Here is a 25,963-nt window from a genome sequence, read left to right on the forward strand (position 1 = left end):
AAAGATGCCCCGCTCAGGAGCCCGGATTCCATTTCCAGACGATGTCGGAGACGTTGACCGGCTTCGGGATCAGGCCGAGCCTCACAAAGCGATCGGCGACCGCCTGCTGGCTCCTGATCACCTCGGCATCGATCGGCACCACGCTGAAGTTGGAGCGATCGACGAAGCGCCTGACAGCCTTGATGTCGACGCCAGTGGCCTCGGCCTGCGCCTTGGCGACTTCCTCGTGATGGCCGTTGGCCCAACCGCCTTCGGCGGCGAAGGCGGCATTGAGCTTCGCGAGCAGCGACGGGTACTTGTCCACGAAGTCGGAGCCCGCGATGTAGAAGGCATTCGGCTTGTGCACGTCCTTGTCGAAAGCGATGACGCGCGCGCTTTCCTTCAGCTCGGCGAGCGCGAGATATGGGTCCCAGATCGACCAGGCGTCGACCGAGCCCTTGATGAAGGCGGCCGTCGCATCGGCAGGCGCAAGCGGCGCCGGCGTGATATCTGACCAGGACAGGCCGGCCTTTTCGAGCGCAGCGACCAGCAGATTATGCGCGCTCGATCCCTTGCCGAAGGCAACCCGCTTGCCCTTGAGATCGGCGAGCGTCTTGATGGCCGAATCCTTCGGCACGACGATCGCCTGGGTGTTGCCGTCGGATTTCACCGCAGCGACGTAGCGGATCCTAGCGCCGCCGGCCTGCGCGAAGATCGGCGGGGAGTCGCCGACGAAACCGAAATCGACGCTGCCGACATTGATGGCCTCCAGCAGCGGCGGACCGAACTGGAAGTCGATCCACTTGATCTCGATGCCGAGCGGCTTAAAGGCATTCTCGACGGTGTGGCGCTGGCGCACGGCGGGGAAGAAGCCGCCTTTCTGCGTGCCGATGCGGATCTCGGCCGGCTTGTCCTCGGCGTGCGCGGGGGAACCGGCCGCGCTAGCCAGCAATAGAGCGCCGGCGATGATGTGTCGTCGCGTGATCATTTGCAAAGTCCTTTCGGTCTGCTGGTGCTCAGATTGAGACAAGGTGCCGGCGCTCCGCGAACACGGCGCGTGCGGCGCGTTCGGCGTCCCGGGCCGAGCGGAACTGGCGACCTTCGAGGCTGTCGAACAGGCGCTCGGAGGAGAAGAAGCGGAAGCCGCGCTCGTCGCTGGCGATGATGCCGGCGATGCGGTCGTGAACTTCGATGATATAGGCTTTGGGCATGGCTGCTCGTTCGCCGAACGGGTCGGCGTTCCTGTCAAGAGATTGCGATCGGGATTTGGCTCGGCGATCAGCAGCGACAACAGGCGCCGGTCGCGGCCGAGACGCAGCGACGCATCATGCGCTTGCGCATGTCGCTTCTCACTCGCTGGTCATTCGATCTCATGCGGCGGCTTTCGGCTCGACGATGCAGTTTCGATATTTCGAATATCGAGGGATTGACCCGATCGGTCAATGAAATGGCTATCCATATTTGCCGCGGTCGCGTGCACGCACTTCTCTGCGCGCAAGCCGCCGCAGCCGAAATCATCTCGCGATGATGTCAACACGCAGGGTCCATAGCGTGGTACCGTTGCCTTGAGAGGCGCAAGAGACGTGCGGGAGGACGACATGACGGATACCATGAAGGGGCGCATCGCGCTCGTCACCGGCGGATCGCGCGGAATTGGCGCTGCCGTCTGTCGTGCGCTCGCTGATGCCGGTGCGGCGGTGGCGATCAACTGCCGCGAGCAGATCGGGCAAGCCGAGAAGCTGGCGGGCGAGATCGGCGAGCAGGGCGGACGCGCCATCGTCGTAGCTGCCGACGTCTCGCAAGCCGGGGCCGTGGCTGCGATGGTCGAGCGCGTCACGGCCGGGCTCGGGCCGATCGATATCCTCGTCAACAATGCCGGCATTGCGATCACGCGCGGCGTCGACGATCTCACCGAGGACGATTTCGACCGCACCATCCTGGTCAATCTGAAATCCGCCTTCCTCTGCACGCAAGCTGTGTTGCCGTCGATGCGGTCGCGAAAATGGGGTCGGATCGTCAACATCTCCTCGGGCGCGGCGCGCGGCGCCGGTTCGATCGGCCCGCATTACAACGCGTCCAAGGCCGGCATGGAGGGCCTCACGCGAGGCTATGCGGCACGGCTGGTCAAGGAAGGCATCACCGTCAACGCCGTGGCGCCGTCGCTGATCGAGACCGACATGATGAGCGGCCAGCCCCAGCTCGTCAGCCGCATCCCACTCGGCCGCTTCGGCACTGCGGATGAGGTGGCGAAGGCAGTGATGCTGCTGGTCGACAACGCCTATATGACCGGACAGACGATCGCGCTGAGCGGCGGGATGGCGTTCAATTGAGGGGACGGCGGCGAGGCGTACGCCGCCGTCAGGCTCGGGAGGTGCCGTAGGTAGGCAAAGCGACTTGTCCGCCGTAGCTCGGAGAGCGAAGGCGGAAGCGTGCCCACGATTTGCGTGTAGTTGGAGAGAATTCGTGGGCACGGCGCAAGTGCGCCTTTACCCATCCTACGATTCCGGGCTCGCGGAGAGTACGAGGTTCACCACATCGTCGCGGCAGCGCGCTCCGGCCAGATGCGGTCGTACTCCGCGCCGCCGACCTTGTTGTCGCTCATCTCGGCGAGAATCTGGCCGGGTGTCGGCAGCGTCTTCGGGTCGATGCGCTTGTCGGGATTCCAGAGGTCGGAGCGGACGATGGCGCGGGCGCACTGGAAGTAGATCTCCTCCACCTTCATCACCATGACGCTGCGCGGCGCCTTGCCTTCGACCTTGAATGAGGCCAGCAGCTCGGAATCGATCGAGAGATGGGCGCGGCCATTGGCACGGACCGCGTTGCCGGAGCCGGGGATCAGGAACATCAGCGACACCCTGGGATCGCGCACGATGTTGCGAAGTGAATCGACGCGGTTGTTGCCTCGGCGGTCCGGCAGCATCAACGTCCTGGGATCGTGGACGCGGACGAAACCGGGGAGGTCTCCGCGCGGCGAGCAGTCGATGCCTTCGGGCCCGATGGTGGCAAGGGCCGCAAACGGCGCCTTCTCGATGAAGATCCGGTAGAGCGGGGTGACGTGGTCGGCGACTTTCACGGTCGAGGCATCACCAACGGCACCGTAGATGGCCTCCAACTGCTCGACCGTTTCGATCACCGTCATTCCACTCTCTCCTTTGTTGCACCGACCGTCAGTCGTGCCAGCCTTCGTTCCTGATCACGCGCACGAGCTGGCGGCTGTGATAATCCGGGCTGCCCGCATTGAGGATGGTGACGTCGGCGTGCGCCGACTTGTCGTCGACGCTGCGGGTGAGCCGCTCGGCGATGTCGCCGTCGCTCTGCCGCGCACGCGCGGCAAGCCGCGCCGCCAGTACGTCCGGCGGCGCCGTGACCGCGACGACGATGACGTTGGCATAGGCCCGGCGCAGCGCGCCGATCACCGTGCGCGAGACATTGGCGACGACCGTGCGGCCCGCCCGAATATCGTCATTGATGTCGCTCGGCAGCGCATAGGAATGCCCGTGTGCCTCCCAATGCACGGCGAAATCGCCGTGCTCGCGGGCGCGGCGGAATTCGTCGGGACCGAGCGCGACATTGTCTTCGTCGGCGGAAGATTCGCGCGTCACGACCCGGCGCGGGAAGACGATGCCGCGATCATCGGCGCAGGCGGCCTGCGCAAGCCGCAGCAGCGTGTCCTTGCCGGCGCCGCTCGGACCGACCACGAGCACGAGCCGGCCGGGGCCGATCGCGCCCGCATCGTCCTGCGCCCTGGCCGGGATCTCGCTCATGCGACGCGGCTTCCTTCGCGCCAGACGCTGCGGACGACGGGAACACTGCCGGCGACATGCACGCGGATCAGATCGGCGCGCTTGCCGGTCGCGACCTCGCCGCGGTCGGCGAGGCCGACCGCCTCGGCGGGCGCCTTGGTCACGGTGCGGATCGCCGCCGGAAGGCTGATGGCGGGCACATGCTCGGGCAATTGCAGCGCGCCCATCAAGAGGCTCGACGGGATGTAGTCCGACGACAGGATGTCGAGCAGGCCTTCGCGGGCGAGATCGACCGCGGCGATGTTGCCGGAGTGCGAGCCGCCGCGCACGACGTTGGGCGCGCCCATCAGGATGTCGATGCCGGCCTGGTGCAGGCCGCGCGCGGCTTCCAGCGTGGTCGGGAATTCCGCGACCGAGACGCGGTCGCGCACGGCATCCGCGACATTCTCCTCGGTGGTGTCGTCGTGGCTCGCCAGCGGGATCTTGTACTGATGTGCGAGCGACACGATCTCGCGCATGTTGGTCGCGGCATAGAGCTTCTGATACTCGAAGCGCTTGGCGAACAGCTCGTCGAGCTCGGCATCGGTCTTGCCGCCGCCCTTGCCGCGGTAATAGTCGCGCAGCTTGACCTCGTCGCGGAACTGACGCTGGCCGGGCGTGTGGTCCATCAGCGACATCAGCTTGACGTCGGGACGGTCGATCAGCTCCCTGGCCTCCTCGACCACGCTCGGCATCGGGATCTCGCAGCGCAGGTGCAGAAAGTGATCGGCGCGCAGCAGGCTGGCCTCGCGCGCGGTGGTGATGGCGGCAGCGAGCACGCCGGCGCGGCCGTCGACCTCCTCGGCGCCGTCCTCGCGCCAGACCCGGAGCGAGTCGAACACGGTGGTGATGCCTGAGGTCGCGAGCTGGCCGTCATAGGAGATCACGGCGGCGACCGGATTCCAGAACACTTTTGGCCGCGGCACGTAGTGCGCTTCCAAATGATCGGTGTGCAGCTCGATCAGGCCGGGCATGATGAGGTCGCCGCCGGCATCCTCGGCACCCGCGGGCGCCCTCCCCTCGCCGATCTCCGCAATGCGTCCGTCGGCAAGCGCGAGCCAACCCTGCTCGATCACCCGGTCGGCCAGCACGATCCTGGCATTGGCGATCACGGATTCCTTCTTCATTTCCCAATTCCCTCAGGCCGCGGCGGCAAAGCTGGTGACATCGACGATGCGGTCGGCAATCAAATGACGGATTTCGTCGTCATGGACAATGGCGACCATGGCAACGCCCTGGCGTTTCTTCTCGGCGACCAGCTCGACCACCACGCTGCGGTTGGCGGCATCGAGCGAGGCGGTCGGCTCGTCCAGGAGCAGGATCGGCAGATCCGAGATGAAGCCGCGCGCGATGTTGACGCGCTGCTGCTCGCCGCCGGAGAAGGTCGCGGGCGGCAGCCGCCAGAGCCGCTCGGGGATGTTGAGGCGATGCAGCAACTCGCCGGCGCGGGCCTGTGCGTCGGCCCGGCTCATGCCGTTCACGATCAGCGGCTCGGCGACGACGTCGATGGTGGCGACGCGCGGCACCGCGCGGAGGAACTGGCTGACATAGCCGATGGTGGAGCGGCGGACGTTGAGGACCTGGCGCGGTTCGGCAGTGGCGAGATCGATCACCGCGCCGCGGTGGCGGATGCCGATCCGGCCGCTATCGCAGCGGTAATTGCCGAAGATCATCTTCAGGATCGACGACTTGCCGGCACCCGACGGACCCGACAGCACGACGCATTCGCCGGGGTCGACGTGGAAGGTCACGCCGCTGACGACAGGCAGTTCGATGCCGCCCTGCAGGTGCATCGTGAAGGTCTTCTTGGCGCCGGCGATATCGATCATGGCGGTCATCGGAAAGCTCATCTTGTAAAGTTCATGGCGGCAGAATCGAGGAGACGAGGAGTTGCGTGTAGGGCTCGCGCGGATCGTCGAGAACCTGGTCGGTCAGACCGGTCTCGATGACGCGGCCGCCTTTCATCACCATCACCCGGTGCGACAACAGGCGCGCCACCGCGAGGTCGTGGGTGACGATGATGACGGCGAGGTGCAGCTCGGCGACGAGGCCGCGCAGCAGATCGAGCAGGCGCGCCTGCACGGAGACATCGAGGCCGCCGGTCGGCTCGTCCATGAACACCAGCCGCGGCTCGGTGACGAGGTTGCGGGCGATCTGGAGCCGCTGGCGCATGCCGCCGGAATAGGTGCGTGGCGCATCGTCGATGCGCGCGGTGTCGATCTCGACGCGGGTGAGCCAGTCGGACGCGGTGTCGCGGATGCGGCCATAGTGATTCCACCCCACCGCCATCAGGCGCTCGCCGACATTGGCGCCGGCCGAGACCGCCATGCGCAGGCCCTGGGCGGGGTCCTGATGCACAAACCCCCAATCGGTGCGGAACAGGAAACGCCGCTCGGCCTCGCCCAGGGTGGCGAGATCGCGCGCGACACCGTCACGCATGCGGTAGGACACGTGGCCCGCACTGGCGGCGAGCTGACCCGACAGCAGCTGGAGCAGCGTCGACTTGCCCGAACCGGACTCGCCGACGATCGCCAGCACTTCACCGGGATAGAGCGAGAATGACACGTCGCGGCACGCGGCGATGCGGCCGAAGGATTTGCTGAGCGATTTTGCGACCAGCAGCGGTTCGTCGTTGTCGAGCAGGACTTGGTCAGCCATTCGACGCCTCCTGCGCCTTCTCCTTGTAGGGCGCAGCACTGAGGCTGCCGTGGTGGCCGGCGGCCTGACGTCCCTCGCAATAGTCGGTGTCGGAACAGACGAACATGCGACCGCCCTTGTCGTCGGTGACGATCTCGTCGAGATAGGAATTTTCCGCCGCGCACAGCGCGCAGGGCGCGTTGAAGCGATAGGGCTCGAACGGGTGATCCTCGAAATCGAGCGACACCACCTGCGTGTAGGGCGGGATCGCGTAGATGCGCTTCTCGCGCCCGGCGCCGAACAGCTGCAGCGCAGGGCAATTGTCCATCTTGGGATTGTCGAATTTCGGCGTCGGCGACGGGTCCATCACATAGCGTGCGTTCACCTTCACCGGATAGGCGTAGGCGGTCGCGATGTGACCGAAGCGGGCGATGTCCTCGTAGAGCTTGACGTGCATCAGGCCGTATTCGGCGAGCGCATGCATGCGCCGCGTCTCGGTCTCCCGCGGCTCGAGAAAGCGCAGCGGCTCCGGGATCGGCACCTGATAGACCAGCACCTGGCTTTCGTTGAGCGCCGCCTCAGGGATGCGATGGCGGGTCTGGATCACCGTCGCTTCCTCCGTCGCGGTCGTGGTGGCAACGCCCGCGGTCTTGGCGAAGAACTTTCGGATCGAGATCGCGTTGGTGGTGTCGTCGGAGCCCTGGTCGATCACCTTCAGCACGTCCTGCGGCCCAAGGATCGCCGCGGTCACCTGCACGCCGCCGGTGCCCCAGCCATAGGGCATCGGCATTTCGCGGCTGGCGAACGGCACCTGATAGCCGGGGATCGCGATCGCCTTCAGGATCGCGCGGCGGATCATCCGCTTGGTCTGCTCGTCGAGATAGGCAAAGTTGTAGGCGGGCGCGTTCATTCCGCGGCTTCCTTCATGGCGTCAGGCGCATTGGCCTCGGCAAATTCCTTGCGCAGCTTGCGCAGCAGGCCGAGCTCGGACTGGAAGTCGACATAGTGCGGCAGCTTGAGATGCTCGACGAAGCCGGTCGCCTGGACGTTGTCCGAATGCGACATCACGAATTCTTCATCTTGCGCGGGGGCGAGTGCCTCTTCGCCGAGCTCGCGGGCGCGGAGCGCGCGGTCGACCAGCGCCATCGACATGGTCTTGCGCTCGCTCTGGCCGAAGGCGAGGCCATAGCCGCGGGTGAAGCACGGCGCTTCGGTCGCCGAGCCCTTGAACTGGTTGACCATCTGGCACTCGGTCAGCTCGATGGCGCCGAGCGGCACCGCGAAGCCGACGTCCTCGGCGAAAAACTCCACCTCGACCTCACCAAAGCGGATCTCGCCGGCGAAGGGATGATTGCGGCCATAGCCGCGCTGGGTGGAATAGCCCATCGCCAGCAGAAAACCTTCGTCGCCGCGCGCAAGGTTTTGCAGGCGCAGATCGCGGTCGGCGGGGAAATTCAGCGGCTCGCGGGTGAGGTCGCCGACGCTGGCGCCGTCCTCGGCCTGTGGCGAGGATTCGATCAATCCGTCGCGGCCGAGAATGTCCGTCACGCGCGGTGTCGGTGCGGTGGATGAATCAGCCGTTGCCGGCATCTCCGGCACAAAACCTTGCGCCAGCGCGGGATCGAGCAGGCGATGGGTATAGTCGAAGGTGGGGCCGAGGATCTGGCCGCCCGGAATGTCCTTGAAGGTCGAGGACACCCGCCGCCGCACCCGCATCGCGCCAGTGTCGACCGGCTCGCTGGCGCCGAAGCGCGGCAGCGTGGCGCGGAAGGCTCGCACCAGGAAGATCGCCTCGATCAGGTCGCCGCGCGCCTGCTTGATCGCGAGCGCCGCGAGCTCTCGATCATAGAGCGATCCCTCACTCATGACGCGATCGACGGCAAGACCGAGCTGCTCCGAGATCTGGTCGAGCGTGACTTCCGGAACGTTCTGGTCGCCGCGCCGCTTGTGGGCGAGCAGGCGATGGGCGTTCTCGATGGCGCGTTCGCCGCCCTTGACTGCGACATACATGCTTCAGCTTCCCTTGCTCACGACGCGCGTGGTGCGGGGGATCGCGACCACGGCGTCATCGGCGACCAGCACCACGTCGATGCCGCGCGGAAACAGCGCCTCGTTGAGATGCAGGCGCTCGAACAGATCGAACGGCTTGATCGACGCCTGGAGCATCGCGGAGCCGTCGATGCCCGGGCCGCGCAGCTCGAAGGGGCGGCCCGATTCGAGACTCTCGACCTGGAGGATCAACGTGGTCGAACGGTCCGGATATTCGCTGGTGCCGAGCGCGAAGCGCTCCAGCGCCGGCAGCGCGACGCCGTCACCGATCAGCGCAAAGCTCGCGATGGACGAATCCTGCACCACCGGCGCGCCGGTGTGGAACTTGAGCCATTTCAACACGTCCGGCCCTTCCGCCATCCGCGCATCGAGCCAGAGCGGCGTGTCGTGGTCGAACAGCGTCAGCGCGATCGCGGCGGTACCGCGCATCATCGCCCCGGGTGCCCCCGCTCCCGGCACGATGCGCTGGACCGAGCCGGGCCGCGCCATCGCGTCCATCACCGAGCGAAAGGTCGACTGCGCCGACAGCACCTTGTCGGCGAAACCCGGCGGCAGTTCCGCAATCGTGGTCATGACCTCACCCCTCACCACGCACCATGGTGTAGAAATCAACCTTCGTGGCAGCGGTCTCGGCCGCCGCCTGCTCGCGGCGAATCATAAGCTGCTCGCGCAACGGCGCGATTACGTCCCGCTCCACCGCTCCACCGAAATCCCGGGACTGCACCAGCGCATCGCACAGCGCGATCAGCCGCGCCTTCTCGCCGTCGCGCCCGAGCGTGTAGCCGAAGCCGACCTCGCCGCTGGCCAGCCGCACCGCCGCGCGCGACACCGTGGCTTCGCCGAGGTTGAACGGCGCGCCGTCGCCGCCGACCCGGCCGCGCAGCATGACGAGGCCGTTTTCCGGCGCGCGCAGATCCTGATGGGCCGGAAGAGAGAAGTCGCGGAGGCGGGCGGCGATCTCGCCCGCCTCCGCGTGCGCCAGCACGGCCATCGCGGCCTTGCGCTGGGCTTGCTGGTTGTTGTGCTGGGTCACCCGATCCACCGAACCTCTGACAGAACTTGCCGCATCGAAGTTGTCTATGATAATAGACAACTTCATACGGAAGCGCCATGACTGTTTCGTGACAAAGGCGTGATTTCTGGGCTAGGCTGACCGGCGATATGAGCATGCAAGACACTGCCTCGTCGGGCGTCGCGCTATGGCGCCTCGTTGCCGACGGCATCGAGCGCGGCATCGCCGACGGGCGCTTTGCGGCCGGCGACAAATTGCCGGGCGAGATGGAGATCGCCGAAACCTATCGCGTCAACCGCCACACCGTGCGGCGCGCGCTGGCGGCGCTTGCCGAACGCGGCCTGGTGCGGGCCGAGCGCGGCAGCGGCACCTATGTCGAGGCGCAGAAGCTCGCCTATCCCCTGCGCTCGCGCACGCGTTTCTCCGAGATCGTCGGCGCCGGCGGGCGCGAGCCGCGCGGCCAGCTGATCGAGGCCTCCGAGGACGTCGCCACGCGTGAGCTGGCGCGGGAGCTGGGATTGAAGGCCGGTGCGCCCCTGGTGCGGATCGAGGCGATCCGCCTCGCCGACCGCACGCCGATCTGCGTCTCGACCACCTGGCTGTCGGCCGAGCTGTTTCCGAATGCGGGCGCAGTGTTCGCAGCGACGCGCTCGATGACGAAACTGCTGGCACATTATGGCGTGCGCGACTATCGCCGGGGCGCGACCCGGATCACCGCCGGGATCGTCGACGCCACCGACGCGGCCCGGCTCGATCTGGCGCTGGGCCGGCCGATCCTGGTGGTCGATGCCACCGACCACGATCTCGAGGGCAAGCCGCTGATGACCAAGCACTCGCGGTTTGCCGCGGAGCGGGTGGAGTTTCTGGTGGAGAACGGGTGAGGTCCCTGTTCTCCCTCTCCCCGTTCTTACGGGGAGAGGGTTGGGGTGAGGGGCTGCATCCGCAATCACGGTGAGAGATGGACTCGCGGAGAGTCCCCCTCACCCGCCGCGCTGCGCGCGTCGGCCTCTCCCCGCAAGCGGGGCGAGGCGAAGAACCTACGCGACTGCCCTGCGCCCGATGATCGCAAAGCGCAGCTTGCCCGAGATGAAATCGATCGCGGCGACCGCAACCAGGATCATCAGGATCAGGAACGACACCTTCTGCCATTCCAGCACGCGGATCTGCTCGGCGAGCTGAAGGCCGATGCCGCCGGCGCCGACGATTCCGATGATGGTGGCGGAACGGGTGTTGGACTCGATGAAGTAGAGCACCTGGCCGGCGATCACGGGCAGCACCTGCGGCAGGAGACCAAAACGGATTTCGTGCAGCTTGCTGCCGCCGGAGGCGCGGATGCCTTCGACCTGCTTCTGGTCGGCGCCCTCGATCGCCTCCGAGAACAGTTTTCCGAAGGCGCCGAAATCCGACACCGCGATGGCGAGGACGCCGGCGAACGGGCCGAGCCCGACGACGTTGATCCACACCAGCGCCCAGATCAGCGTGTCGACGCCGCGGATCGAATCGAGGAAGCGGCGCACCGGGAAGCGCAGGATGTTCGACGGCACGATGTTGCGCGCCGCCAGCAGACTGACCGGCAGCGCGAAGAATGCGGCGAGCGTCGTCCCGAGCAGCGCGATCGAGAGCGTCTCGCCCAGCGCCTTCAGATAGACCGGCAGCGAGGAGCCGGGATCAGGCGGGATCATCATCAACGAGATCCAGCCGAGCTGGCTGAGGCCTGCGAGGAAGCGCGACGGCGAGAAGTCGAGATCGACGAGGCCGTAAACGAGGACCGCGAATGCCGCGACGATCATCGCGGGCATGGCGAGCCGCGCCGAGGCCGGCCGGTCGAACACATCGGGGTAGCGTGCGCGAAGCGCTCGCGTATCGACCTCCTGCGGCGTCACGTCCGCGCCTCCTTGCCGAACAGGCGGCCGCGCAGCCAGCCGGTGGTGATGTCGATGATGAAGACGGTGACGATGATGGTGAGCAGGATGGCGCTGACGTCCGAATAGTAGAATTTGCGGATGGCGACGACGAGCTCCTGGCCGATACCGCCGGCACCGACGAAGCCCATCACGGAGGCTTCGCGGACATTGATCTCGAAGCGCAGCAGCGCGTAGCTGGCATAGCCCGCGGTCACCTGCGGCACCACCGCAAAGCGCATGCAGGACAGCCAGCTTGCGCCGGTCGAGCGGATGCCCTCGACAGGCTTCATGTCGGCATTCTCGACGATCTCCGAGAACAGCTTGCCGAGCGCGCCGGTGGAGTGGATCGCGATGGCGAGCACGCCGGCCATCGGCCCGAGCCCGAAGGCGATGACGAAGATCAGCGCGAAGACGATGCCGGGAACGGTACGGGCGAATTCGAGCAGGCGCCGGACGACGAAACGCAGCCAGGGCGCGGGCGAGGTGTTCTCGGCGGCGAAGAAATTCAGGCAGAATGCGAGGGTCGCGCCGATCAGCGTACCGACATAGCTGATGAGCAGGGTCTCGCCCAGCATCTTCAGCCATTTGCGCCAGCCCCATAGCCACTCGCCGACATCGGTCCAGACGCGCTGGCCGCTGTCCAGCGTGAAGATACGGTCGAAATAGCTCAGGAAGTTGCCGAAATAGGTGAACAGCGTGCGTAGATTCACTTCGGCGCCGATCGCGGCGAGCAACAGCGCCGCGGCGAAGGTCCCGATGCCCAACAGCAGGCGCCATCGCCGGCGTGCGACCGCCTGGCGATAGGCGGCGTTGAGCACGGCGAGCTGCTGCTCGGGAAGGATCGAAACCGCTGTCGTCATCGGCGTAAGATGAGCCCCGTCAAAGAAAGAGCCGGGTCGATCGACCCGGCTCCAGTGCCATCGTCCCGATACTCAGGACGCCTTCTTTTTACGTAGCGCGTCGACGAACTTGATCAGCTCGATCGTGCCATCCCAATCCTTGGTGGTGGCATGATTAAAGCCCTTCTTCTGGCCGTCCTGGAGGCGGTCGAACGCGGCCTTGTCCTTGACCGGCGCGTCGAAGAAGGCCTTGGCGATGGCCGCCTTGGCGTCATCCGGCAGGTCGGAATTGTAGGCGTAGGGACCGTTGATGATCGGTGCCGACTTGTGGATGATGCGGAAGTCGTCCTTCTTCATCGCCGAGCCGTCGGCATTCTTCAGCATGCCCTTGGTCAGCATCTGCGCCAGCGTCGAATCGTCGTCGGTGGTCCACTGGTTGGCGGCGACGTCGACCGTTCCTTGCGACAAGGCCAGCATCGCGTTCTCGTGGCTGCCGGTGAAGACGACCTTGCTGAAATAGCCCTCGGCATCGTGGATGCCCATCTTGTCGAGCTCGAAGCGCGGCACGTTGTTGCCGGAGGTGGAGTTCGGATCAACCAGGCCGAGGTTCTTGCCCTTGAGATCGTCGATCTTCTTATAGGCGCTGCCGGCCTTGACGAAAAACACCGAGTAATAGCCGGTGGAACCGTCGGCGTTGATGTCGTTGGCGAAGGCGTCGGTCTTGACGCCGGTCAGGCGGGCACGGGCGAACGAAGCCGAGCCGTAGCTGGCGATATGGATGTTGCCGGCACGCTGACCTTCGATCACGGCGGCGTAGTCGTTGGCGATACGCAGCGTGACCTTCACGCCCAATTCCTTGGAGAGATAGTTCATGAACGGCGCCCAGCGCTCGGTGACGCCGGAGGCGTTCTCGGCCGGAACGACCGCAAAGGTCAGCTCGGGATATTTGGCCTTCCAGTCCTCGGCGGAGGCGGAGGCCGTGAACGCGAGCGCGGCAGCGCCGGCGAGAATGAGTCTGCGAGTGATCATGATACCCTCTTCATCGGTTGGGGTCGGTTGACGCAAAGAACTGGCAACGAAAACAGGTGTGGCGAGGTCAGGCGGCCGCGGCCGTTCCGAGCGCCGGCACGCCCTCGGGCGCCGGCACGGGCGCGCCACCCATGACGTCGGCGGCTTCGAGATCGTAGAGCTCGCGCGCGACGTGGTCGGTCAGCGCGGCCGGCGCGCCGTCGAACACCACGCGCCCCTGCGCCATGCCGATCAGGCGGTCGCAATAGGAGCGGGCGAGATCCAGCGAGTGCAGATTGCAGAGCACGGTGATGCCGAAATGCTTGTTGATGCGCAGCAGCGCATCCATCACGATCTTGGTGTTGCGCGGATCGAGCGAGGCGATCGGCTCGTCGGCGAGGATGATGTCGGGCTGCTGCACCAGCGCGCGGGCGATCGCGACGCGCTGCTGCTGGCCGCCGGAGAGCTGATCGGCGCGCTGGGCCGCGAGCGCGGCGATGTCGAACTGTTCGAGCGCCGACATCGCCAGCGCCTTGTCCTGCTCCGGCCACACTTGCGACAGCGAACGCCAGGCCGGCATGGTCGCGAGCCGTCCCATCAGGACATTGGTGAGGACATCGAGCCGGCCGACCAGGTTGAACTGCTGGAAGATCATCGCCGAACGCGCTCGCCACTGCCGCAGCTGCCTGCCGCGCAACCCGGTGACGTCGACGCCGTCGAACAGGATGCGCCCCTCAGTCGGCGTCACCAGGCGATTGATGCTCCGCAGCAGCGTCGACTTGCCGGCGCCGGACCGTCCGATTACGCCGACGAAGCCGCCGGGGGAGATTTGAAACGAAGCGTCGTCCACAGCGGCTTTCGCGCCGAAGCGACACGTCAGACCTTCCACCACCAGCATGCAGGGCTCCAGATTAACTGGAGCCAACCGCTAACGCCGGCGGTTAACACTTGTGTGACAGGCACGTTGCGGTGCGGCGATCGTACACACCTCATCCCCTGTCATCGCGATGTCATGACATCGTCATCAAGCCGCTCGAAGAAAAACCGCCCGCCCCGCATTTCGGACGCAACATGGCCGCCAAAGCTCTCTCGGTTCAACCGACCATCGATCCCTCGGCCAAGCTGCATGAGACCAGGCTCGGCGCCTACACCGAGGTCGGCGCCCGCACGATCCTGCATGACGTGGCGATGGGCGATTACTCCTACGTCGTGAACGATTCGCAGATCACCTACACCACGATCGGGAAGTTCTGCTCGATCGCGGCGATGACGCGCATCAATCCCGGCAACCATCCGATGCATCGCGCGACCCAGGCCCATTTCACCTATCGCTCCAGCGCCTATTTCGAAGGCGAGAGCGACGATGCCGAGTTCTTCGACTGGCGGCGTCAGCATCACGTCCATATCGGCCACGACGTCTGGATCGGCCACGGCGCGGTCGTGCTGCCGGGACGCAACATCGGCACCGGCGCGGTGATCGCGGCCGGCGCCATCGTCACCAAGGACGTCCCCGCCTACACCATCGTCGCCGGCAATCCGGCACGGATCGTACGGCGGCGGTTCTCGGAGGAGATCGCCGGACGGCTCGCCAAGCTTGCCTGGTGGGACTGGGATCACGACAAATTGCGTGAAGCCCTGCCGGATTTTCGCGCGCTCGGGATTGAAGATTTTCTTGCGACATACGAAGCACGAGCAACTCTGCTTGCCAGTTCTCCTGCCAGCAAACGAAGCGCGGTCGCGTGACAGACATTTTCCTCGAAGGCGGCCGGGCCCTGATCGGCGCCGAACTCGTCGAAACGTCGTTGGCGGTGTCCGGCCAGGACATCGCCGCGACGGACACCTCTCGCGGCCGGGCGCGGCTGGCGATCGACGCCCGCAACCTGCTGGTGCTGCCGGGCATCGTCGATCTGCATGGCGATGCCTTCGAGCGGCAGATGATGCCGCGCGCCGGCGTCGACTTCCCCATCGACGTCGCGCTCGCCGACAGCGATCGCCAGGCCATCAGCAACGGCATCACCACGGTGTTTCATGCCACGACCTGCTCGTGGGAGCCTGGCCTGCGCAGCGCCGACAATGCGCGCGGGCTGATGGAGGCGATCGAGCGGCAGCGTCCGCAATTCGCCGCCGACACCCGCTTCCATCTGCGGCACGAGACCTACAATCTCGACGCCGAGACCGAGATCAGCCAGTGGCTCGCCGAGGGCCGCGTCGACCTGCTTGCCTTCAACGACCATATGGACGGCACCGTCGCCGACATGGCCAAGCCGCGCAAGCGCAACCGCATGGTGGAGCGCACCGGGCTCTCGCCTGAGGAATTCGACCGGCTGGTCGAACGCGTGACCTCGCGCGCCGACGAGGTGCCGGCTTCGGTGTCGCGGCTGGCCGCCGCGGCCCGTGCGGCCGAGGTGCGGATGCTCTCGCATGATGACGCGACGCCGGCAATGCGCCGGGAGTTTCGCGAGCTCGGCGCCTTGATCGCGGAGTTTCCGATCAACGAGGCGACGGCGCAGGCGGCGGCAAGCCATGGCGATGCGATCGTCTACGGCGCGCCGAACGTCGTGCGCGGCGGCAGCCACACCGGCTGGACCAGGGCCTCCGACATGATTGCCAAGGGGCTCTGCTCGGTACTGGCGTCGGATTACTATTATCCCGCGCAGCTCCTTGCCGCGTTCCGCCTCGCCGCCGATGGCGTGCTGCCGCTGCCGAAGGCCTGGGATCTGGTCTCGGCCGGGCCGGCGCGCGCGACCGGCCTCACCGATCGCGGCGTGCTGGCGCAAGGCCGCCGCGCCGACATCCTGCTGGTCGACGACAGCGTGCCATTGCGGCCGCGGCTGATCGCGGTGATCTCAAACGGCAAGCTCGTGCATCTCACCGATGCGACACGGCTGCTCGCAGCGGCGGCGGCGCCGCGCGAGGCTATCGTTGCGGCCTGAATTGGTTATGCTGAGGCAATGACAGGTTTTCCACGCTTCGCGATCTATTTTGCCGCCGGGCCCAACAGCCCCCTCTCCCGCTTCGGCGCCGAACTGCTGGGCTATGATGCCTATTCGGGTGACGAGGTTTCGTTTCCGCAAGCAGCACTGCAGGTCGCGCCCGACTGGCGCGACATCACGGCCGATCCCCGCAAATACGGCTTTCACGCCACGCTGAAGGCGCCGATGGCGCTCGTATCGGGCAAGACCGAGGCGGAGCTCGCGGCCGCCTGCTCGGCATTCGCCGGCAAGGCGCGACCGATCCCGGCAATCCGTCCGGTCGTCGATGCCATCAGCGGCTTCATCGCTGTCATCCCGGCTGAGCCGGTCGATGCGCTTCGCGAGCTTGCCGCCGATTGCGTCCGCGAGTTTGATTCCTTTCGCCCTCCCCTGACGGCCGAAGATCGTACGCGGCGCAAGCCCGAGAAGCTGAGCGAGCGGCAGCGCGACTATCTCGACCGCTGGGGCTATCCTTACGTCATGGACGAATTCCGCTTCCACATGACGCTGACGGGACGGCTGGATGCGGAGCGGCGTGGGCCGATTGTGGAGATGCTGCGGGCGCGGTTTGCGGCGCTGCGGATCGGGACGCTCGCGATCGATCGCATCGCGCTATTCAGGCAGGATGATGCCAGGGCGCGGTTTCGCGTCATCGGCGAGTGGGCGTTGACGCGTTAGGCGGGATCGCGCGACACATTCTGTGTCGTGAGGTGGGCAAAGGCGCACAGCGCCGTGCCCACGACTTTTCCCGACCGCAACAGGTCGTGGGCACGCTTCGCTTTGCCGACCCTACTGCGGCGGTGTGCTTGTCTCCTACTTCCCCCACCGCAGCGCCAGCGCATCGCGCTCCTTGGCCAACTCCAGCAATCCTGCCCTTGTCGCCGGATGCAGCGGCTGCAGCGGGTGGCGCACGGCGTCCGACTTGATCACGCCGCCCGCCTGCATCATCACCTTGCAGGCGATCAGGCCGCACTGGCGGTTCTCGTAGTTGATCAGCGGCAGCCAGCGTTCATAGGCGGCCTTGGCCTTTTCGCGATCGCCCGCGAAATAGGGATCGATGATCTGGCGGATGCCGTCGGGATAGCCGCCGCCGGTCATGGCGCCGGTGGCGCCGGCGTCGAGATCGGCGAGCAGCGTGATGGCTTCTTCGCCGTCCCAGGGACCCTCGATGTCCTTGCCGCCCGCCTCGATCAGGCTGCGCAGCTTCGAAGCCGCGCCCGGCACCTCGATCTTGAAATAGCGGATGTTGGAAAACTCGCGCGCCAGCCGCGCCAGCAGCTCGACCGACAGCGGAGTCCCCGCCACCGGCGCATCCTGGATCATGACGGGGATGTCGATCGCGCCCGAGAGCACCTTGAAGAATTCGACGATGCCCTTCTCCGGAACCCGGAAGGTCGCACCGTGATAGGGCGGCATCACCATCACCATGGCGGCGCCGGCAGCTTCGGCCTGCTTGCTGCGCGCGGCGCAAACCGCCGAGCTGAAATGGGTGGTGGTGACGATCACGGGAACCCGGCCCGCGACATGCTCCAGCACCGCGTGCATCACGGTCTCGCGCTCGGCATCGGTGAGCACGAACTGCTCGGAGAAATTGGCGAGGATGCAGATGCCGTGCGAGCCGGCGTCGATCATGAAATCGATGCAGCGGCGCTGGCCTTCGAGATCGAGCTCGCCGCGCTCATCGAAGATGGTGGGCGCGACCGGGAACACGCCGCGATAGGGGCGCTGGGCCTTGTGTGGGGTGACCGGCATCGAACTCTCCATCCCTGATAGGTCTTACGTCTGTCGCATCGCCCGCGGAGCGCGGCGGCACAGATGTAGCCGCCGCGCGGATCGGCGGCAATGCCGAACGCGCGACGTCGGGATGGACAAATGAGGCGAAACTACGCGGTCTTCACCGCGCCCAGGAAGCCCTCGACCGCGACGCGGAGACGATCGGCGTCAGCCGACATCTTCTTGACGGATTCCGACAACACCGTACCTGCATTACCGGTCTCCTGGTTGAGCCTGGCGACGCTGCCGATGGTGTCCGTGACCTCGCGGGTGCCCTGCGCGGCCTGCTGGAAGTTGCGCGAGATCTCGGTGGTCGCGGCGCGCTGCTCTTCGACGGCGGCGGCGATCGCCGTCATCTTCTCGTCGATGCCGCTGATGGCGCCGCCGATCGAACGGATCGCTGCGACCGCCTGGCCCGTCGCGCCCTGGATCTCCTCGACCTGGCGCGAGATCTCTTCCGTCGCCGTCGCGGTTTGGGAGGCGAGGCTCTTGACCTCGCCGGCGACCACGGCGAAGCCGCGGCCGGCCTCGCCCGCACGCGCGGCTTCGATGGTGGCGTTCAAGGCCAGAAGGTTGGTCTGGGCGGCGATCGCGTTGATCATCTTCACGACCTCGCCGATGCGGCTGGCGGTCTGGTCGAGGATCTCGACCGTCGCGTTGGTCTGCTCGGCCTGCGACACGGCCTCGCGGGCCTCGCGGGCGCTGGCCTGCACCTGCGCGGAGATCTCGCCGACGGATGCGGAGAGCTCTTCCGTCGCGGCCGCGATGGTCTCGAGATTGTTGGTGGCCTGCTCGGCTGCGGACGAGACCGCCGCGGTCTGGCTGCTCGATTGCGTGACCAGCGAGCGCACGCCGCTCGCGGTGGCGTCGAGCTCCCGCGTCGAGGCCGCAACGCTCTGGATCACCGCCTGCACGGTGTCGTCGAAGCTGCGGCAAGCCGCATCGACGGTGCCGGAGCGGGCGAGCTGCAGCGCCTGCTGCGATTCGCGCTCCCGGCCGAGGCGCTCGGCGGTCGCCGCGCTTTCACGCAGGCTTTCGAGTGCGGCGGCCATGGTGCCGAACTCGTCGGGATGCCGGGGTTGCGGCACCGGCGTCGCATAGTCGCGCGCGCTGATGCGGGCGATGGCGTCGAGAATGGCGCGAACCGGGCGCATCAGGCGATTGCGCACCACGTACACGCCGGCCAGGGTCACGGCCAACGCGAGCACGAACGCCAGCGACTGCACGATGAGGTTGGTGAGAGCTTTGGCCTGAACCATCTCGGCACGCGCGATCGACTGGTCGAGCGCCTTGTTGGCGACCGCCACGATCGGCGCGAAGGGCGCCTGGCACAGCGTATTCCATTCCGCCGCAGGGAGCGCAGGCTTGCCGCTGCCGTCGAAATTCTTGGCAAGCTCGTTGATCTGCTTGAGAGCGCCGTCGGTCTTGGCCTTCGCGTCGTTGGCCGCCGACACCAGTTCCGCCGTCACGTCGGGCGCCGCCAGCAATTCGCTCATGCCGGCCCAGGCGGAAGTGATGGTGCCGTCCCATTGCGCCACCGACCGCTTCTGGGCGTCGTCGAGCGGCTTGCTGCCGTTGACGTTCGAGCGAAGGGACGAGCAATGGATGCCGTAGCGGTCGCGGACCTGCCAGGCGAAGCGGCGGACCTGAATCATGCGCGCGATGTAGGGATCGTTCATCCAGGCACGGTTCGACACCGCGGTGGAGGCAAGGTTCGCGGTGTCGATCACCTTGGTGACGGCATCGTACCAGGAATTGGTTCGCTCGATCTTGCGCTCGGCGCGCAGACGCTTGGCCTCGTCGTAGAACAACTGGAATTGCGGTGCGGCGTCGGCCCAGCGCTGCTTCAGCGTGCCGGCGAGCTCGTCACGACGGGCGAATTCGACGGTCGGCAGCGCCGCGGCGATGGAATCATAGCCGGCCTGCTCAGCCTTCTCGGCTGCTTCGAGCTTGGCGCGCGGATCGTCCTCCCCGAGCAGCGCGCTCTGGGCGTCACCGCGATTGGTGCGCAGCGCGAGCACGCCATGGAAGATCGCCTTGTCGGCGGCAGCGAGCCGCTCGGTCTCCAGACTGTCGCGGTAGCGGCCGAACGCGCCACCCATCTGGATCGCCGTGCTGGTCAGCGCACCGATGGCCAAAAGCGCCATCAGAACAAGAAGCAGCTTGCTTACCGATTTCTTAAAAATTGACATGGGCCAAGGGACCTACTCTCCACGAGAGGCCACCTTGCACCCTGACCTGCCAACGTTCGGTTAAGCTTGTATCAAATGTTAACGACCGGCCCCTCGCGCCCCCGGTTTCACGCAACCTTGGTGAAATCCGGCGCCCGGCGCTCGGCGAAGGCCGTGAAGGCCTCGCGCGCCTCGGCGGTGCGCAGGCGCTGGGCGAACTGCTCGCCTTCGGCCTGCATCTGGGCGACCAGCACCTCGCCGTTGCGCATCAGGCGCTTGGTCGCGGTGAGCGCGCCGGCCGGCTGGCGGGCAAGGCGCTGCGCCAGCGCGAGCGCCTCGGCATCGAGCTTGTCGAGCGGCACCACACGGTTGGCGAGACCCCATTGCAGCGCGGCCTGCGCCGGCACGGCCTCACCCAGCGCGAACATCTCATAGGCGCGGGCATGGCCGATGCGCGCCGGCATCAACAGGCTGGAGGCGGCTTCCGGCACCAGTGCGAGGCTGACGAAAGGCGTCGACAATTGCGCGTTGTCGGCGAGCACGACGAGGTCGCAATGCAGCAGCATCGTGGTGCCGACGCCGACGGCGCGGCCCTGCACCGCCGCGACCAGCGGCCTCGTGCAGCGCGCCAACGACTGGATGAAGCGGATGACGTTGCGGCTGCCCTCGGACTTGCCGGCCGCGACGGCGGCAAATTCGCCGACGTCGTTGCCGGCGGTGAACATGTCGCCCTCGCCGCGGATCAGGATCACGCGCGCGGACGGATCGAACTCGGCGGATTCGATGGTGTCGGCAAGCTTGCCGTACATCGCGTCCGTCAGCGCGTTCTTCTTGTCGGGACGCGCCAGCGTGAGGGTGAGGATTCCGCCGTTGTTCTCGATCCGGACATGCTCGGTCATGGGTCTCTCCTTCTAGTCGTCTGAATGTCGTGTCTCTGAAGATCTTGGAAACTTGTCTTGAATGCTAATCAGCCAGCGCGCGACGATTTCGATCTCCGCGGCCGAGAATCCGTCCGTCAGTGCGGCGTTGACCTCGGCCACACCGGCCTTCGCCTGCGCCAGCGCGGTCCGCCCCTTCGGCGTCAGCCAGATCCGCCAGGCGCGTCCGTCCTCGCGATCGGCCCGCCGCTCAATCAGCTTCGCAGCCTCGGTGCGGTCGACGAGGCCGGAAATGCCGGCCGGCCCCATATCCAGCGCCGCACCCGCCTCGCCCATCAGGACGCCATCCTGCTTGCCGAGGATGAACAACAGCCCCGCCTGCGCCGGCGTCACCTCGTTCTCCGGCCGTGCGGCCATCCAGCGCTGCAGGCGGCGCTGGGCGACGTTGAGCAGATAGATCAGGCGATGATGCCGCGCGTCGGCGCTTTTATTTCGCATGCGAAATAGATAGCCGGACGCAAGGTCATTGTCAAACGGCCCGCTTCGCTACGGCGCGCAGGTGAAGCTCGACGCCTCCGTCACGGGGCCGCTCTTGTAGTGCGGCCAGGCCGGCCAGCGGCACAGCGGCAGCGCGCGCAATGTCGCGAAGGATGGCGCCTCGACCTTTTGCTCGCCGACTTCGAGATCGCCGGGCGCCTTGCCCTGCTCGACCCAGTCGACCAGCACGCTCAGCATGTCGACATTGGCCGGCGCGCCGGAGCCGACATGGTCGACGCCGGGCGCGGTGTAGAGCCGCGCGAACTCCGCGGTCTCGGTCTTGCCGAGCTTGCGCTCGACGCTCTCGAAATAGCGGATGCCGGCATAGGGGCTCTGGGCGTAGTCGGCCATGTGCTCGAGCATGATCAGCCGGCCGCCGCGGGCGCGGAAGCGGCTGAGATCGGGATCGGTCGAATCCATCAGCTTCGACACTTCGAGCAGCCGCGCCTTGTGCTCCTCCACCTTGTAGGTGGTGACGTCGAGCTTGGGATCGCGCGCGAACACGTATTGAATGCCGCCGGCGCCGTAGATCCAGGCGATGCCGTTATTGGGCGCAGGCGGCTGCGCCGGCGGCGCAGTGCCGAGCCACCACGCCGTCCAGCCGCCGGTCGGGCCGATCGCCGGCGTATCCTCGCCCGACACGCCCCAGCCAGGATAATCGTCGAGCCCATTGGCGAGCGCGAACGGGAATTTGTAGGTCGCGTGCAGCGTCTCGATCGCCTTCACTTGCGCATCGGTCAGACACTGATCGCCGCTTTGGCCGGACGCGCAGCGCAGCGTCTCGACCTTGAAGGCCGCCTTGCAGCCGACGGGATCCTGCACCAGCGCATCGTCGGAACCGTCGGCCTTGTCGCACGCCGCCCGCACCGCCTCGCCGACGAGCTTGACCTGCGCCGGATTGATCCAGCCCGCGCCCATCGTGACGAGACCGGACCGTGTGCCGGCGTGCTGCAGGCCGACCCAGTTGATCACGGGCACGCGGGCGAAGATGCCGTCGAAATCGTCGGGGTAACGCTGCGCCATGGTGAGGCCTTCGCGGCCGCCCTCGGACGAGCCCATGAAATACATCGTGTCCGGCTTCCTGCCGTAGGCACGCTCCATCAACCCAACGGCGGCGTCGCGTACCTTCTTGTAGGCGCGATGGGCGAAATTCTCGAACGCCTCGTCATTCAGCGCGAAGACCTGCGGTGGCTCGCCCTGCCTGGTCTCGTGGCCCGAATCCGTGCCGTAGGTGACGAAGCCGCGCGCCAGCGGTGACGGCTTGTCGAAGGGATAGGCCGGCGGCAGCCCGAGGCCGCTGATCAGCACGCCGTTGAAGCCGCCGCCGCCATATTGCACCGAGCGCCCGTTCCACCCGACGGGCAGATTGACCTGGAATCTGATCGGCGGCGCCTTGGGATCTGCGGGGTCGATATGGCCGAGCACCTTGCAGAAGGCGGGATTGGCCGGCGTGATGCGCCCGGACGGTGTCGGCCCGCGTTCGGCCACCGCGAGCTGCGACGGCGCCTGCAAGGTTGCGGAATCGATCTTCACGGCATCGGCGCCGCCGATGAGCCCCTTGCAGACCGCCTCCGCAGCCTCCGGCAGGGTCGCGGCGAACGCAGCGCTCGCGCTCAGCGCCGCCGCCGTGCCCACGAGCCATGCGCACAGCTTCGCTCTTGTCAGCGTCATCGTTTCCACCCGGCTTTGTCTGTTCGATCCGTCAGGAGATCGCATTGAACGCGACCTCCCGACGATCGTCAATGAGGGTGGTTTGTCGTCCGTTAGTGCTCGAACACCAGCCGCGCGCCGATCGTGCCGTCGAGGCTGCGAATCTGCTGGAGCAGCGTCGCCGAATCCTGGCCGCCGAGATCGGCGTCGAGCACGACGTAGCCGAGATCGCCTGATGTCTCCAGATATTGCGCGGCGATGTTGATGTCGCGCTGGAGGAAGACCTCGTTGAGCCGGCGCAGCATGCCGGGCACGTTGCGGTGGACATGGCTGAAGCGCGCGCCCGAGGGGCGCAGATGCAGCTGCACCTCGGGGAAATTCACCGCGCCCATGGTCGAGCCCGTGATGAAATAGTCGACCAGCTTGCGCGCGACTTCGCCGCCGATGCGCTCCTGCGCCTCCTCGGTGGAGCCGCCGATATGCGGAGTGAGGATGACGTTCTCGAGGCCCTGCACCGGGCTTTTGAAGCGGTCCGAATTCGACGACGGCTCGACCGGAAACACGTCGACGGCCGCGCCCGCGAGATGGCCGTCGCGCAAAGCGCGCGCAAGCGCGTCGAGATCGACCACGGTGCCGCGGCTGTTGTTGATCAGGAACGAGCCCGGCTTCATCGCGGCCAGCTCCTTCTCGCCAATCATGCCCGCGGTCTCCGGCGTCTCCGGCACGTGCAGGCTGACGACGTCGCTCTGGGCCAACAGCTCCTCCAGCCGTTCGACCGGCTCGGTATTGCCGTGGCGGAGCTTGTCGGTACGGTCGAAATAGATCACGCGCATGCCGATGGCCTCGGCCAGCGTCGAGAGCTGCGAGCCGATATTGCCGTAACCGACGATGCCGAGGGTGCGGCCGCGCACCTCGCGGCTGCCGGTCGCCGACTTGTCCCAGCCGCCCGCGTGGGCCGACACCGAGCGCGGGAAGATCCGCCGCAGCAGCATCACGATCTCGCCGATCACGAGCTCGGCGACGCTGCGCGTGTTGGAGAACGGCGCGTTGAAGACGGGAATGCCGCGCTTGCGCGCCGCCATGAGATCGACCTGATTGGTGCCGACGCTGAAGCAGCCGACCGCGAGCAACTGGTCGGCGGCCGCGAGTATCTCGTCGGTGACCTGGGTACGCGAGCGGATGCCGAGCAGCGACACGCCCTTGAGCGCGCGGCGCAGATCCTCGCCGTCCAGCGCCTTAGTCAGCCGCTCGACATTGGTGAAGCCCGCGCCCTTGAAAAGATCGACAGCGCTATCGTTGACGCCTTCGAGCAGCAGCGCCTTCGCGCTCCGCTCCTGGCTCTGGCCTGGGGCTGACATGGAATCTCCTGACATGGCGGCTTTGCCTGAGCACATAGACCGCGGAGCAGGGGCAGCACAATAGGGGCGGATACGGAGGGAAGATGGCGGGATGCGGCGATGCTTGGTATCCCAGCGGCTCCGCCTTCTTCTCAAATCACATAAAACCCATGCGTGCCGTCACGGCGGAGCTGCTCGACGAGGCCGTATTCCCAATCGAGATAGGCTTGCATCGCCTTCTCCGCGACGTCGGTGCCTTCATAGGGCCGGCGGTAGCGGTGCGCCGGATCCGGCTTGGGCAGCACGTGCGGCGCGCCGATCGCCAGTGCGCCGTCATGGCCGCCTTCCAGCACATAGACCTCCCAGCCCATCTGCGCGAGCCACGACGCCGTCATGTCGGCACGCACGCCCTTGTCGTCGGTCAGGAGAATGCGCGCGCCACGCACGGGTGCGGCCATGTCGGTTTCCTGGACCAGCTGGCCACCGGGATAGTGACGAAAGCCCGGGAGATGGCCGGCGGTATACTCTTCCGCGTCGCGCACGTCGAAGCGATAGAGCGTGCGATCGGTCTGCGCGAGCAGCGCCGCCATCTCGCTCGCGCCGATATGACGAACGCCGGCGCGATAGGCGACGTCGCGCGCATTGGCAGGACCACCCGCGAACGACCCGATCGCGCCACGCCTGTCGGCACCGTGGTCGAGCGCGTGCTTGGCCAGCGTCCAGCCGATGGTGCCGTTGCGCAGCGCGCGCACCTTGTTGGGCACGCCGGCATTGATCAGCGACTGGGTGCCGATGATCGAGCGCGTGCGGCCGGCGCAATTGACGATGATGGTGGTGTCGGGATTTGGCGCTGCCTGCCCTGCCCGCAGCACCAGCTCCGCGCCGGGCACGCTGACGGAGCCCGGAATGTTCATGGTCGCATATTCGTCGAAACGGCGAACGTCGAGGATGGCGATGTCAGCCTTGTCGGCGATCAGTTTTGCCACCTCATCGGCGCTGAACGAGGGCGTGTGCCGGCGCGCTTCGACCAGCTCGCCGAACGCCTTCGAATAGGAATTGACGTCCTCGAAGACCTCATAGCCCGCGTCGCGCCAGGCCTTCAGCCCGCCGTCGAGCGCGCTGATATCGGTATAGCCGAGCGCGGCGAGGCGCTCCGCGCCGCTCGCGACCAGCCCCTCGCCGTCATCATAGAGCACGATCGGAACATTTTTGCGCGGCAGCCGCGTTTCGGCTTCGATGTCGATCCGGTCGGCGGCCATGTTGGCGGCGAACAGCGGATGCCCCGTCGCAAAGCCGGCCTCGTATCTGAGATCGAGCAGCGCGATCTCTTCGCGCAGCAGCAGGGCGCGGCGGACATCGGCGGGGGTGACGGTGGGAAGCTTCATGGCGTGGACCCTGGCAAGGACAAGCCAGGGGCTTTTGACCGATTGGAGGC

At 66.6% G+C, this 25,963-nt stretch carries 27 protein-coding genes; 5 read left to right on the forward strand and 22 right to left on the reverse strand.

Going from position 1 to position 25,963, the window contains the following annotated elements:
- Positions 1–13: 13 nt before the first annotated feature.
- Positions 14–967 carry an aliphatic sulfonate ABC transporter substrate-binding protein gene (locus UNPF46_RS09460; RefSeq protein WP_100175016.1) on the reverse strand — a complete coding sequence of 318 codons (954 nt, stop codon included), beginning with the start codon at positions 965–967 and terminating at the stop codon, positions 14–16.
- A 28-nt stretch (positions 968–995) separates the two neighbouring features.
- Positions 996–1,190 carry a hypothetical protein gene (locus UNPF46_RS09465; RefSeq protein WP_142249827.1) on the reverse strand — a complete coding sequence of 65 codons (195 nt, stop codon included), beginning with the start codon at positions 1,188–1,190 and terminating at the stop codon, positions 996–998.
- Positions 1,191–1,577: 387 nt separating this feature from the next.
- Between UNPF46_RS09465 and UNPF46_RS09470 the strand changes: the two genes are divergently transcribed.
- Positions 1,578–2,309: an SDR family NAD(P)-dependent oxidoreductase gene (locus UNPF46_RS09470; protein ID WP_142249828.1), complete on the forward strand. Its 732-nt coding sequence runs from the start codon at positions 1,578–1,580 to the stop codon at positions 2,307–2,309.
- Between the two features lie 197 nt (positions 2,310–2,506).
- Here the strand turns inward: UNPF46_RS09470 and UNPF46_RS09475 are convergent, their stop codons facing one another.
- Genes UNPF46_RS09475 through phnG form a run of 9 tightly spaced genes read right to left on the reverse strand, consistent with a single transcriptional unit; the run spans position 2,507 to position 9,489 of the window.
- Positions 2,507–3,118: a pyridoxamine 5'-phosphate oxidase family protein gene (locus UNPF46_RS09475; RefSeq protein WP_100175013.1), complete on the reverse strand. Its 612-nt coding sequence runs from the start codon at positions 3,116–3,118 to the stop codon at positions 2,507–2,509.
- A 28-nt stretch (positions 3,119–3,146) separates the two neighbouring features.
- Entirely contained in the window at positions 3,147–3,743 is a 597-nt protein-coding gene (phnN, locus tag UNPF46_RS09480) for a phosphonate metabolism protein/1,5-bisphosphokinase (PRPP-forming) PhnN (protein WP_142249829.1), read from the reverse strand.
- Complete coding sequence (locus UNPF46_RS09485) at positions 3,740–4,888, reverse strand: alpha-D-ribose 1-methylphosphonate 5-triphosphate diphosphatase (RefSeq protein WP_142249830.1); 1,149 nt, start codon at positions 4,886–4,888, stop codon at positions 3,740–3,742. Before UNPF46_RS09485 ends, phnN begins: the two co-directional genes overlap by 4 nt.
- 12 nt (positions 4,889–4,900) lie before the next feature.
- Positions 4,901–5,599, reverse strand: coding sequence for a phosphonate C-P lyase system protein PhnL (phnL, locus tag UNPF46_RS09490; RefSeq protein ID WP_181769865.1), 699 nt, complete (start codon positions 5,597–5,599; stop codon positions 4,901–4,903).
- A gap of 22 nt (positions 5,600–5,621) precedes the next feature.
- On the reverse strand, positions 5,622–6,419 hold the full coding sequence (gene phnK / locus UNPF46_RS09495) for a phosphonate C-P lyase system protein PhnK (protein ID WP_142249832.1): 798 nt from the start codon (positions 6,417–6,419) through the stop codon (positions 5,622–5,624).
- Positions 6,412–7,308 carry an alpha-D-ribose 1-methylphosphonate 5-phosphate C-P-lyase PhnJ gene (locus UNPF46_RS09500; RefSeq protein ID WP_100175008.1) on the reverse strand — a complete coding sequence of 299 codons (897 nt, stop codon included), beginning with the start codon at positions 7,306–7,308 and terminating at the stop codon, positions 6,412–6,414. The genes phnK and UNPF46_RS09500 overlap by 8 nt, the downstream gene beginning before the upstream one ends.
- Positions 7,305–8,408, reverse strand: a complete 1,104-nt coding sequence (locus tag UNPF46_RS09505; RefSeq protein ID WP_142249833.1) for a carbon-phosphorus lyase complex subunit — start codon at positions 8,406–8,408, stop codon at positions 7,305–7,307. Before UNPF46_RS09505 ends, UNPF46_RS09500 begins: the two co-directional genes overlap by 4 nt.
- Positions 8,409–8,411: 3 nt before the next feature.
- On the reverse strand, positions 8,412–9,020 hold the full coding sequence (phnH, locus tag UNPF46_RS09510; RefSeq protein WP_181769866.1) for a phosphonate C-P lyase system protein PhnH: 609 nt from the start codon (positions 9,018–9,020) through the stop codon (positions 8,412–8,414).
- A 4-nt stretch (positions 9,021–9,024) separates the two neighbouring features.
- Positions 9,025–9,489, reverse strand: coding sequence for a phosphonate C-P lyase system protein PhnG (gene phnG, locus UNPF46_RS09515; RefSeq protein ID WP_174718718.1), 465 nt, complete (start codon positions 9,487–9,489; stop codon positions 9,025–9,027).
- Between the two features lie 119 nt (positions 9,490–9,608).
- Here phnG and phnF point away from each other — a divergent pair, with 119 nt between their 5' ends.
- Positions 9,609–10,340 (forward strand): phosphonate metabolism transcriptional regulator PhnF, encoded by a 732-nt coding sequence (gene phnF / locus UNPF46_RS09520; RefSeq protein ID WP_142249835.1) that lies wholly within the window; start codon positions 9,609–9,611, stop codon positions 10,338–10,340.
- Between the two features lie 156 nt (positions 10,341–10,496).
- On the opposite strand, the gene phnE (UNPF46_RS09525) is transcribed toward phnF, so the two are convergent.
- The 4 genes from phnE (UNPF46_RS09525) to phnC form a co-directional block, all read right to left on the reverse strand.
- The gene (phnE, locus tag UNPF46_RS09525) at positions 10,497–11,342 is read right to left on the reverse strand and encodes a phosphonate ABC transporter, permease protein PhnE (protein WP_100175004.1); all 846 of its coding nucleotides are present in this window, start codon (positions 11,340–11,342) and stop codon (positions 10,497–10,499) included.
- Positions 11,339–12,223, reverse strand: coding sequence for a phosphonate ABC transporter, permease protein PhnE (gene phnE / locus UNPF46_RS09530; protein ID WP_100175003.1), 885 nt, complete (start codon positions 12,221–12,223; stop codon positions 11,339–11,341). Before phnE (UNPF46_RS09530) ends, phnE (UNPF46_RS09525) begins: the two co-directional genes overlap by 4 nt.
- Before the next feature lie 72 nt (positions 12,224–12,295).
- Entirely contained in the window at positions 12,296–13,231 is a 936-nt protein-coding gene (gene phnD / locus UNPF46_RS09535; protein WP_100175002.1) for a phosphonate ABC transporter substrate-binding protein, read from the reverse strand.
- Positions 13,232–13,298: 67 nt separating this feature from the next.
- Entirely contained in the window at positions 13,299–14,108 is an 810-nt protein-coding gene (phnC, locus tag UNPF46_RS09540) for a phosphonate ABC transporter ATP-binding protein (protein ID WP_142249836.1), read from the reverse strand.
- A 173-nt stretch (positions 14,109–14,281) separates the two neighbouring features.
- On the opposite strand from phnC, the gene UNPF46_RS09545 reads away from it, so the two are divergent.
- The 3 genes from UNPF46_RS09545 to UNPF46_RS09555 are packed head-to-tail and all read left to right on the forward strand — an operon-like array spanning position 14,282 to position 16,860.
- Entirely contained in the window at positions 14,282–14,953 is a 672-nt protein-coding gene (locus UNPF46_RS09545; RefSeq protein ID WP_181769867.1) for a transferase hexapeptide repeat family protein, read from the forward strand.
- Positions 14,950–16,143 carry an alpha-D-ribose 1-methylphosphonate 5-triphosphate diphosphatase gene (locus tag UNPF46_RS09550; protein WP_142249838.1) on the forward strand — a complete coding sequence of 398 codons (1,194 nt, stop codon included), beginning with the start codon at positions 14,950–14,952 and terminating at the stop codon, positions 16,141–16,143. The genes UNPF46_RS09545 and UNPF46_RS09550 overlap by 4 nt, the downstream gene beginning before the upstream one ends.
- 18 nt (positions 16,144–16,161) lie before the next feature.
- Positions 16,162–16,860, forward strand: a complete 699-nt coding sequence (locus tag UNPF46_RS09555; protein ID WP_142249839.1) for a DUF1045 domain-containing protein — start codon at positions 16,162–16,164, stop codon at positions 16,858–16,860.
- Between the two features lie 135 nt (positions 16,861–16,995).
- Here UNPF46_RS09555 and UNPF46_RS09560 read toward each other — a convergent pair whose 3' ends face one another.
- The 7 genes from UNPF46_RS09560 to UNPF46_RS09590 all read right to left on the reverse strand — a co-directional run bounded on the left by UNPF46_RS09560 (position 16,996) and on the right by UNPF46_RS09590 (position 25,913).
- Positions 16,996–17,934: a dihydrodipicolinate synthase family protein gene (locus tag UNPF46_RS09560; protein ID WP_142249840.1), complete on the reverse strand. Its 939-nt coding sequence runs from the start codon at positions 17,932–17,934 to the stop codon at positions 16,996–16,998.
- A 131-nt stretch (positions 17,935–18,065) separates the two neighbouring features.
- The gene (locus UNPF46_RS09565) at positions 18,066–20,147 is read right to left on the reverse strand and encodes a methyl-accepting chemotaxis protein (protein ID WP_142249841.1); all 2,082 of its coding nucleotides are present in this window, start codon (positions 20,145–20,147) and stop codon (positions 18,066–18,068) included.
- 107 nt (positions 20,148–20,254) lie between these two features.
- Positions 20,255–21,025: an enoyl-CoA hydratase gene (locus UNPF46_RS09570; protein ID WP_100174996.1), complete on the reverse strand. Its 771-nt coding sequence runs from the start codon at positions 21,023–21,025 to the stop codon at positions 20,255–20,257.
- A 12-nt stretch (positions 21,026–21,037) separates the two neighbouring features.
- Complete coding sequence (locus tag UNPF46_RS09575; protein WP_142249842.1) at positions 21,038–21,502, reverse strand: MarR family winged helix-turn-helix transcriptional regulator; 465 nt, start codon at positions 21,500–21,502, stop codon at positions 21,038–21,040.
- Positions 21,503–21,550: 48 nt separating this feature from the next.
- The gene (locus UNPF46_RS09580; protein ID WP_174718717.1) at positions 21,551–23,212 is read right to left on the reverse strand and encodes a tannase/feruloyl esterase family alpha/beta hydrolase; all 1,662 of its coding nucleotides are present in this window, start codon (positions 23,210–23,212) and stop codon (positions 21,551–21,553) included.
- Positions 23,213–23,304: 92 nt separating this feature from the next.
- Complete coding sequence (serA, locus tag UNPF46_RS09585) at positions 23,305–24,549, reverse strand: phosphoglycerate dehydrogenase (RefSeq protein ID WP_100174993.1); 1,245 nt, start codon at positions 24,547–24,549, stop codon at positions 23,305–23,307.
- Between the two features lie 131 nt (positions 24,550–24,680).
- Positions 24,681–25,913, reverse strand: a complete 1,233-nt coding sequence (locus UNPF46_RS09590) for a rhodanese-like domain-containing protein (RefSeq protein WP_142249843.1) — start codon at positions 25,911–25,913, stop codon at positions 24,681–24,683.
- Between the last annotated feature and the right edge of the window lie 50 nt (positions 25,914–25,963).

The organism is Bradyrhizobium sp. UNPF46 (assembly GCF_006658625.1).
Classification (GTDB): domain Bacteria; phylum Pseudomonadota; class Alphaproteobacteria; order Rhizobiales; family Xanthobacteraceae; genus Bradyrhizobium; species Bradyrhizobium nitroreducens.

Coding starts and splice junctions, on each gene's coding strand:
- UNPF46_RS09575 (WP_142249842.1), bottom strand. CDS start 21,502: ATGCGAAATAAAAGCGCCGACGCGCGGCATCATCGCCTGATCTATCTG.
- phnL (WP_181769865.1), bottom strand. CDS start 5,599: ATGACCGCCATGATCGATATCGCCGGCGCCAAGAAGACCTTCACGATG.
- UNPF46_RS09560 (WP_142249840.1), bottom strand. CDS start 17,934: ATGCCGGTCACCCCACACAAGGCCCAGCGCCCCTATCGCGGCGTGTTC.
- UNPF46_RS09470 (WP_142249828.1), top strand. CDS start 1,578: ATGACGGATACCATGAAGGGGCGCATCGCGCTCGTCACCGGCGGATCG.
- UNPF46_RS09505 (WP_142249833.1), bottom strand. CDS start 8,408: ATGTATGTCGCAGTCAAGGGCGGCGAACGCGCCATCGAGAACGCCCAT.
- UNPF46_RS09460 (WP_100175016.1), bottom strand. CDS start 967: ATGATCACGCGACGACACATCATCGCCGGCGCTCTATTGCTGGCTAGC.
- UNPF46_RS09485 (WP_142249830.1), bottom strand. CDS start 4,888: ATGAAGAAGGAATCCGTGATCGCCAATGCCAGGATCGTGCTGGCCGAC.
- UNPF46_RS09555 (WP_142249839.1), top strand. CDS start 16,162: ATGACAGGTTTTCCACGCTTCGCGATCTATTTTGCCGCCGGGCCCAAC.
- UNPF46_RS09475 (WP_100175013.1), bottom strand. CDS start 3,118: ATGACGGTGATCGAAACGGTCGAGCAGTTGGAGGCCATCTACGGTGCC.
- UNPF46_RS09500 (WP_100175008.1), bottom strand. CDS start 7,308: ATGAACGCGCCCGCCTACAACTTTGCCTATCTCGACGAGCAGACCAAG.
- UNPF46_RS09580 (WP_174718717.1), bottom strand. CDS start 23,212: ATGACGCTGACAAGAGCGAAGCTGTGCGCATGGCTCGTGGGCACGGCG.
- UNPF46_RS09465 (WP_142249827.1), bottom strand. CDS start 1,190: ATGCCCAAAGCCTATATCATCGAAGTTCACGACCGCATCGCCGGCATC.
- phnN (WP_142249829.1), bottom strand. CDS start 3,743: ATGAGCGAGATCCCGGCCAGGGCGCAGGACGATGCGGGCGCGATCGGC.
- UNPF46_RS09570 (WP_100174996.1), bottom strand. CDS start 21,025: ATGACCGAGCATGTCCGGATCGAGAACAACGGCGGAATCCTCACCCTC.
- phnE (WP_100175003.1), bottom strand. CDS start 12,223: ATGACGACAGCGGTTTCGATCCTTCCCGAGCAGCAGCTCGCCGTGCTC.
- phnD (WP_100175002.1), bottom strand. CDS start 13,231: ATGATCACTCGCAGACTCATTCTCGCCGGCGCTGCCGCGCTCGCGTTC.
- phnF (WP_142249835.1), top strand. CDS start 9,609: ATGAGCATGCAAGACACTGCCTCGTCGGGCGTCGCGCTATGGCGCCTC.
- UNPF46_RS09590 (WP_142249843.1), bottom strand. CDS start 25,913: ATGAAGCTTCCCACCGTCACCCCCGCCGATGTCCGCCGCGCCCTGCTG.
- phnK (WP_142249832.1), bottom strand. CDS start 6,419: ATGGCTGACCAAGTCCTGCTCGACAACGACGAACCGCTGCTGGTCGCA.
- phnC (WP_142249836.1), bottom strand. CDS start 14,108: ATGCTGGTGGTGGAAGGTCTGACGTGTCGCTTCGGCGCGAAAGCCGCT.
- UNPF46_RS09565 (WP_142249841.1), bottom strand. CDS start 20,147: ATGTCAATTTTTAAGAAATCGGTAAGCAAGCTGCTTCTTGTTCTGATG.
- serA (WP_100174993.1), bottom strand. CDS start 24,549: ATGTCAGCCCCAGGCCAGAGCCAGGAGCGGAGCGCGAAGGCGCTGCTG.
- phnH (WP_181769866.1), bottom strand. CDS start 9,020: ATGACCACGATTGCGGAACTGCCGCCGGGTTTCGCCGACAAGGTGCTG.
- UNPF46_RS09545 (WP_181769867.1), top strand. CDS start 14,282: ATGGCCGCCAAAGCTCTCTCGGTTCAACCGACCATCGATCCCTCGGCC.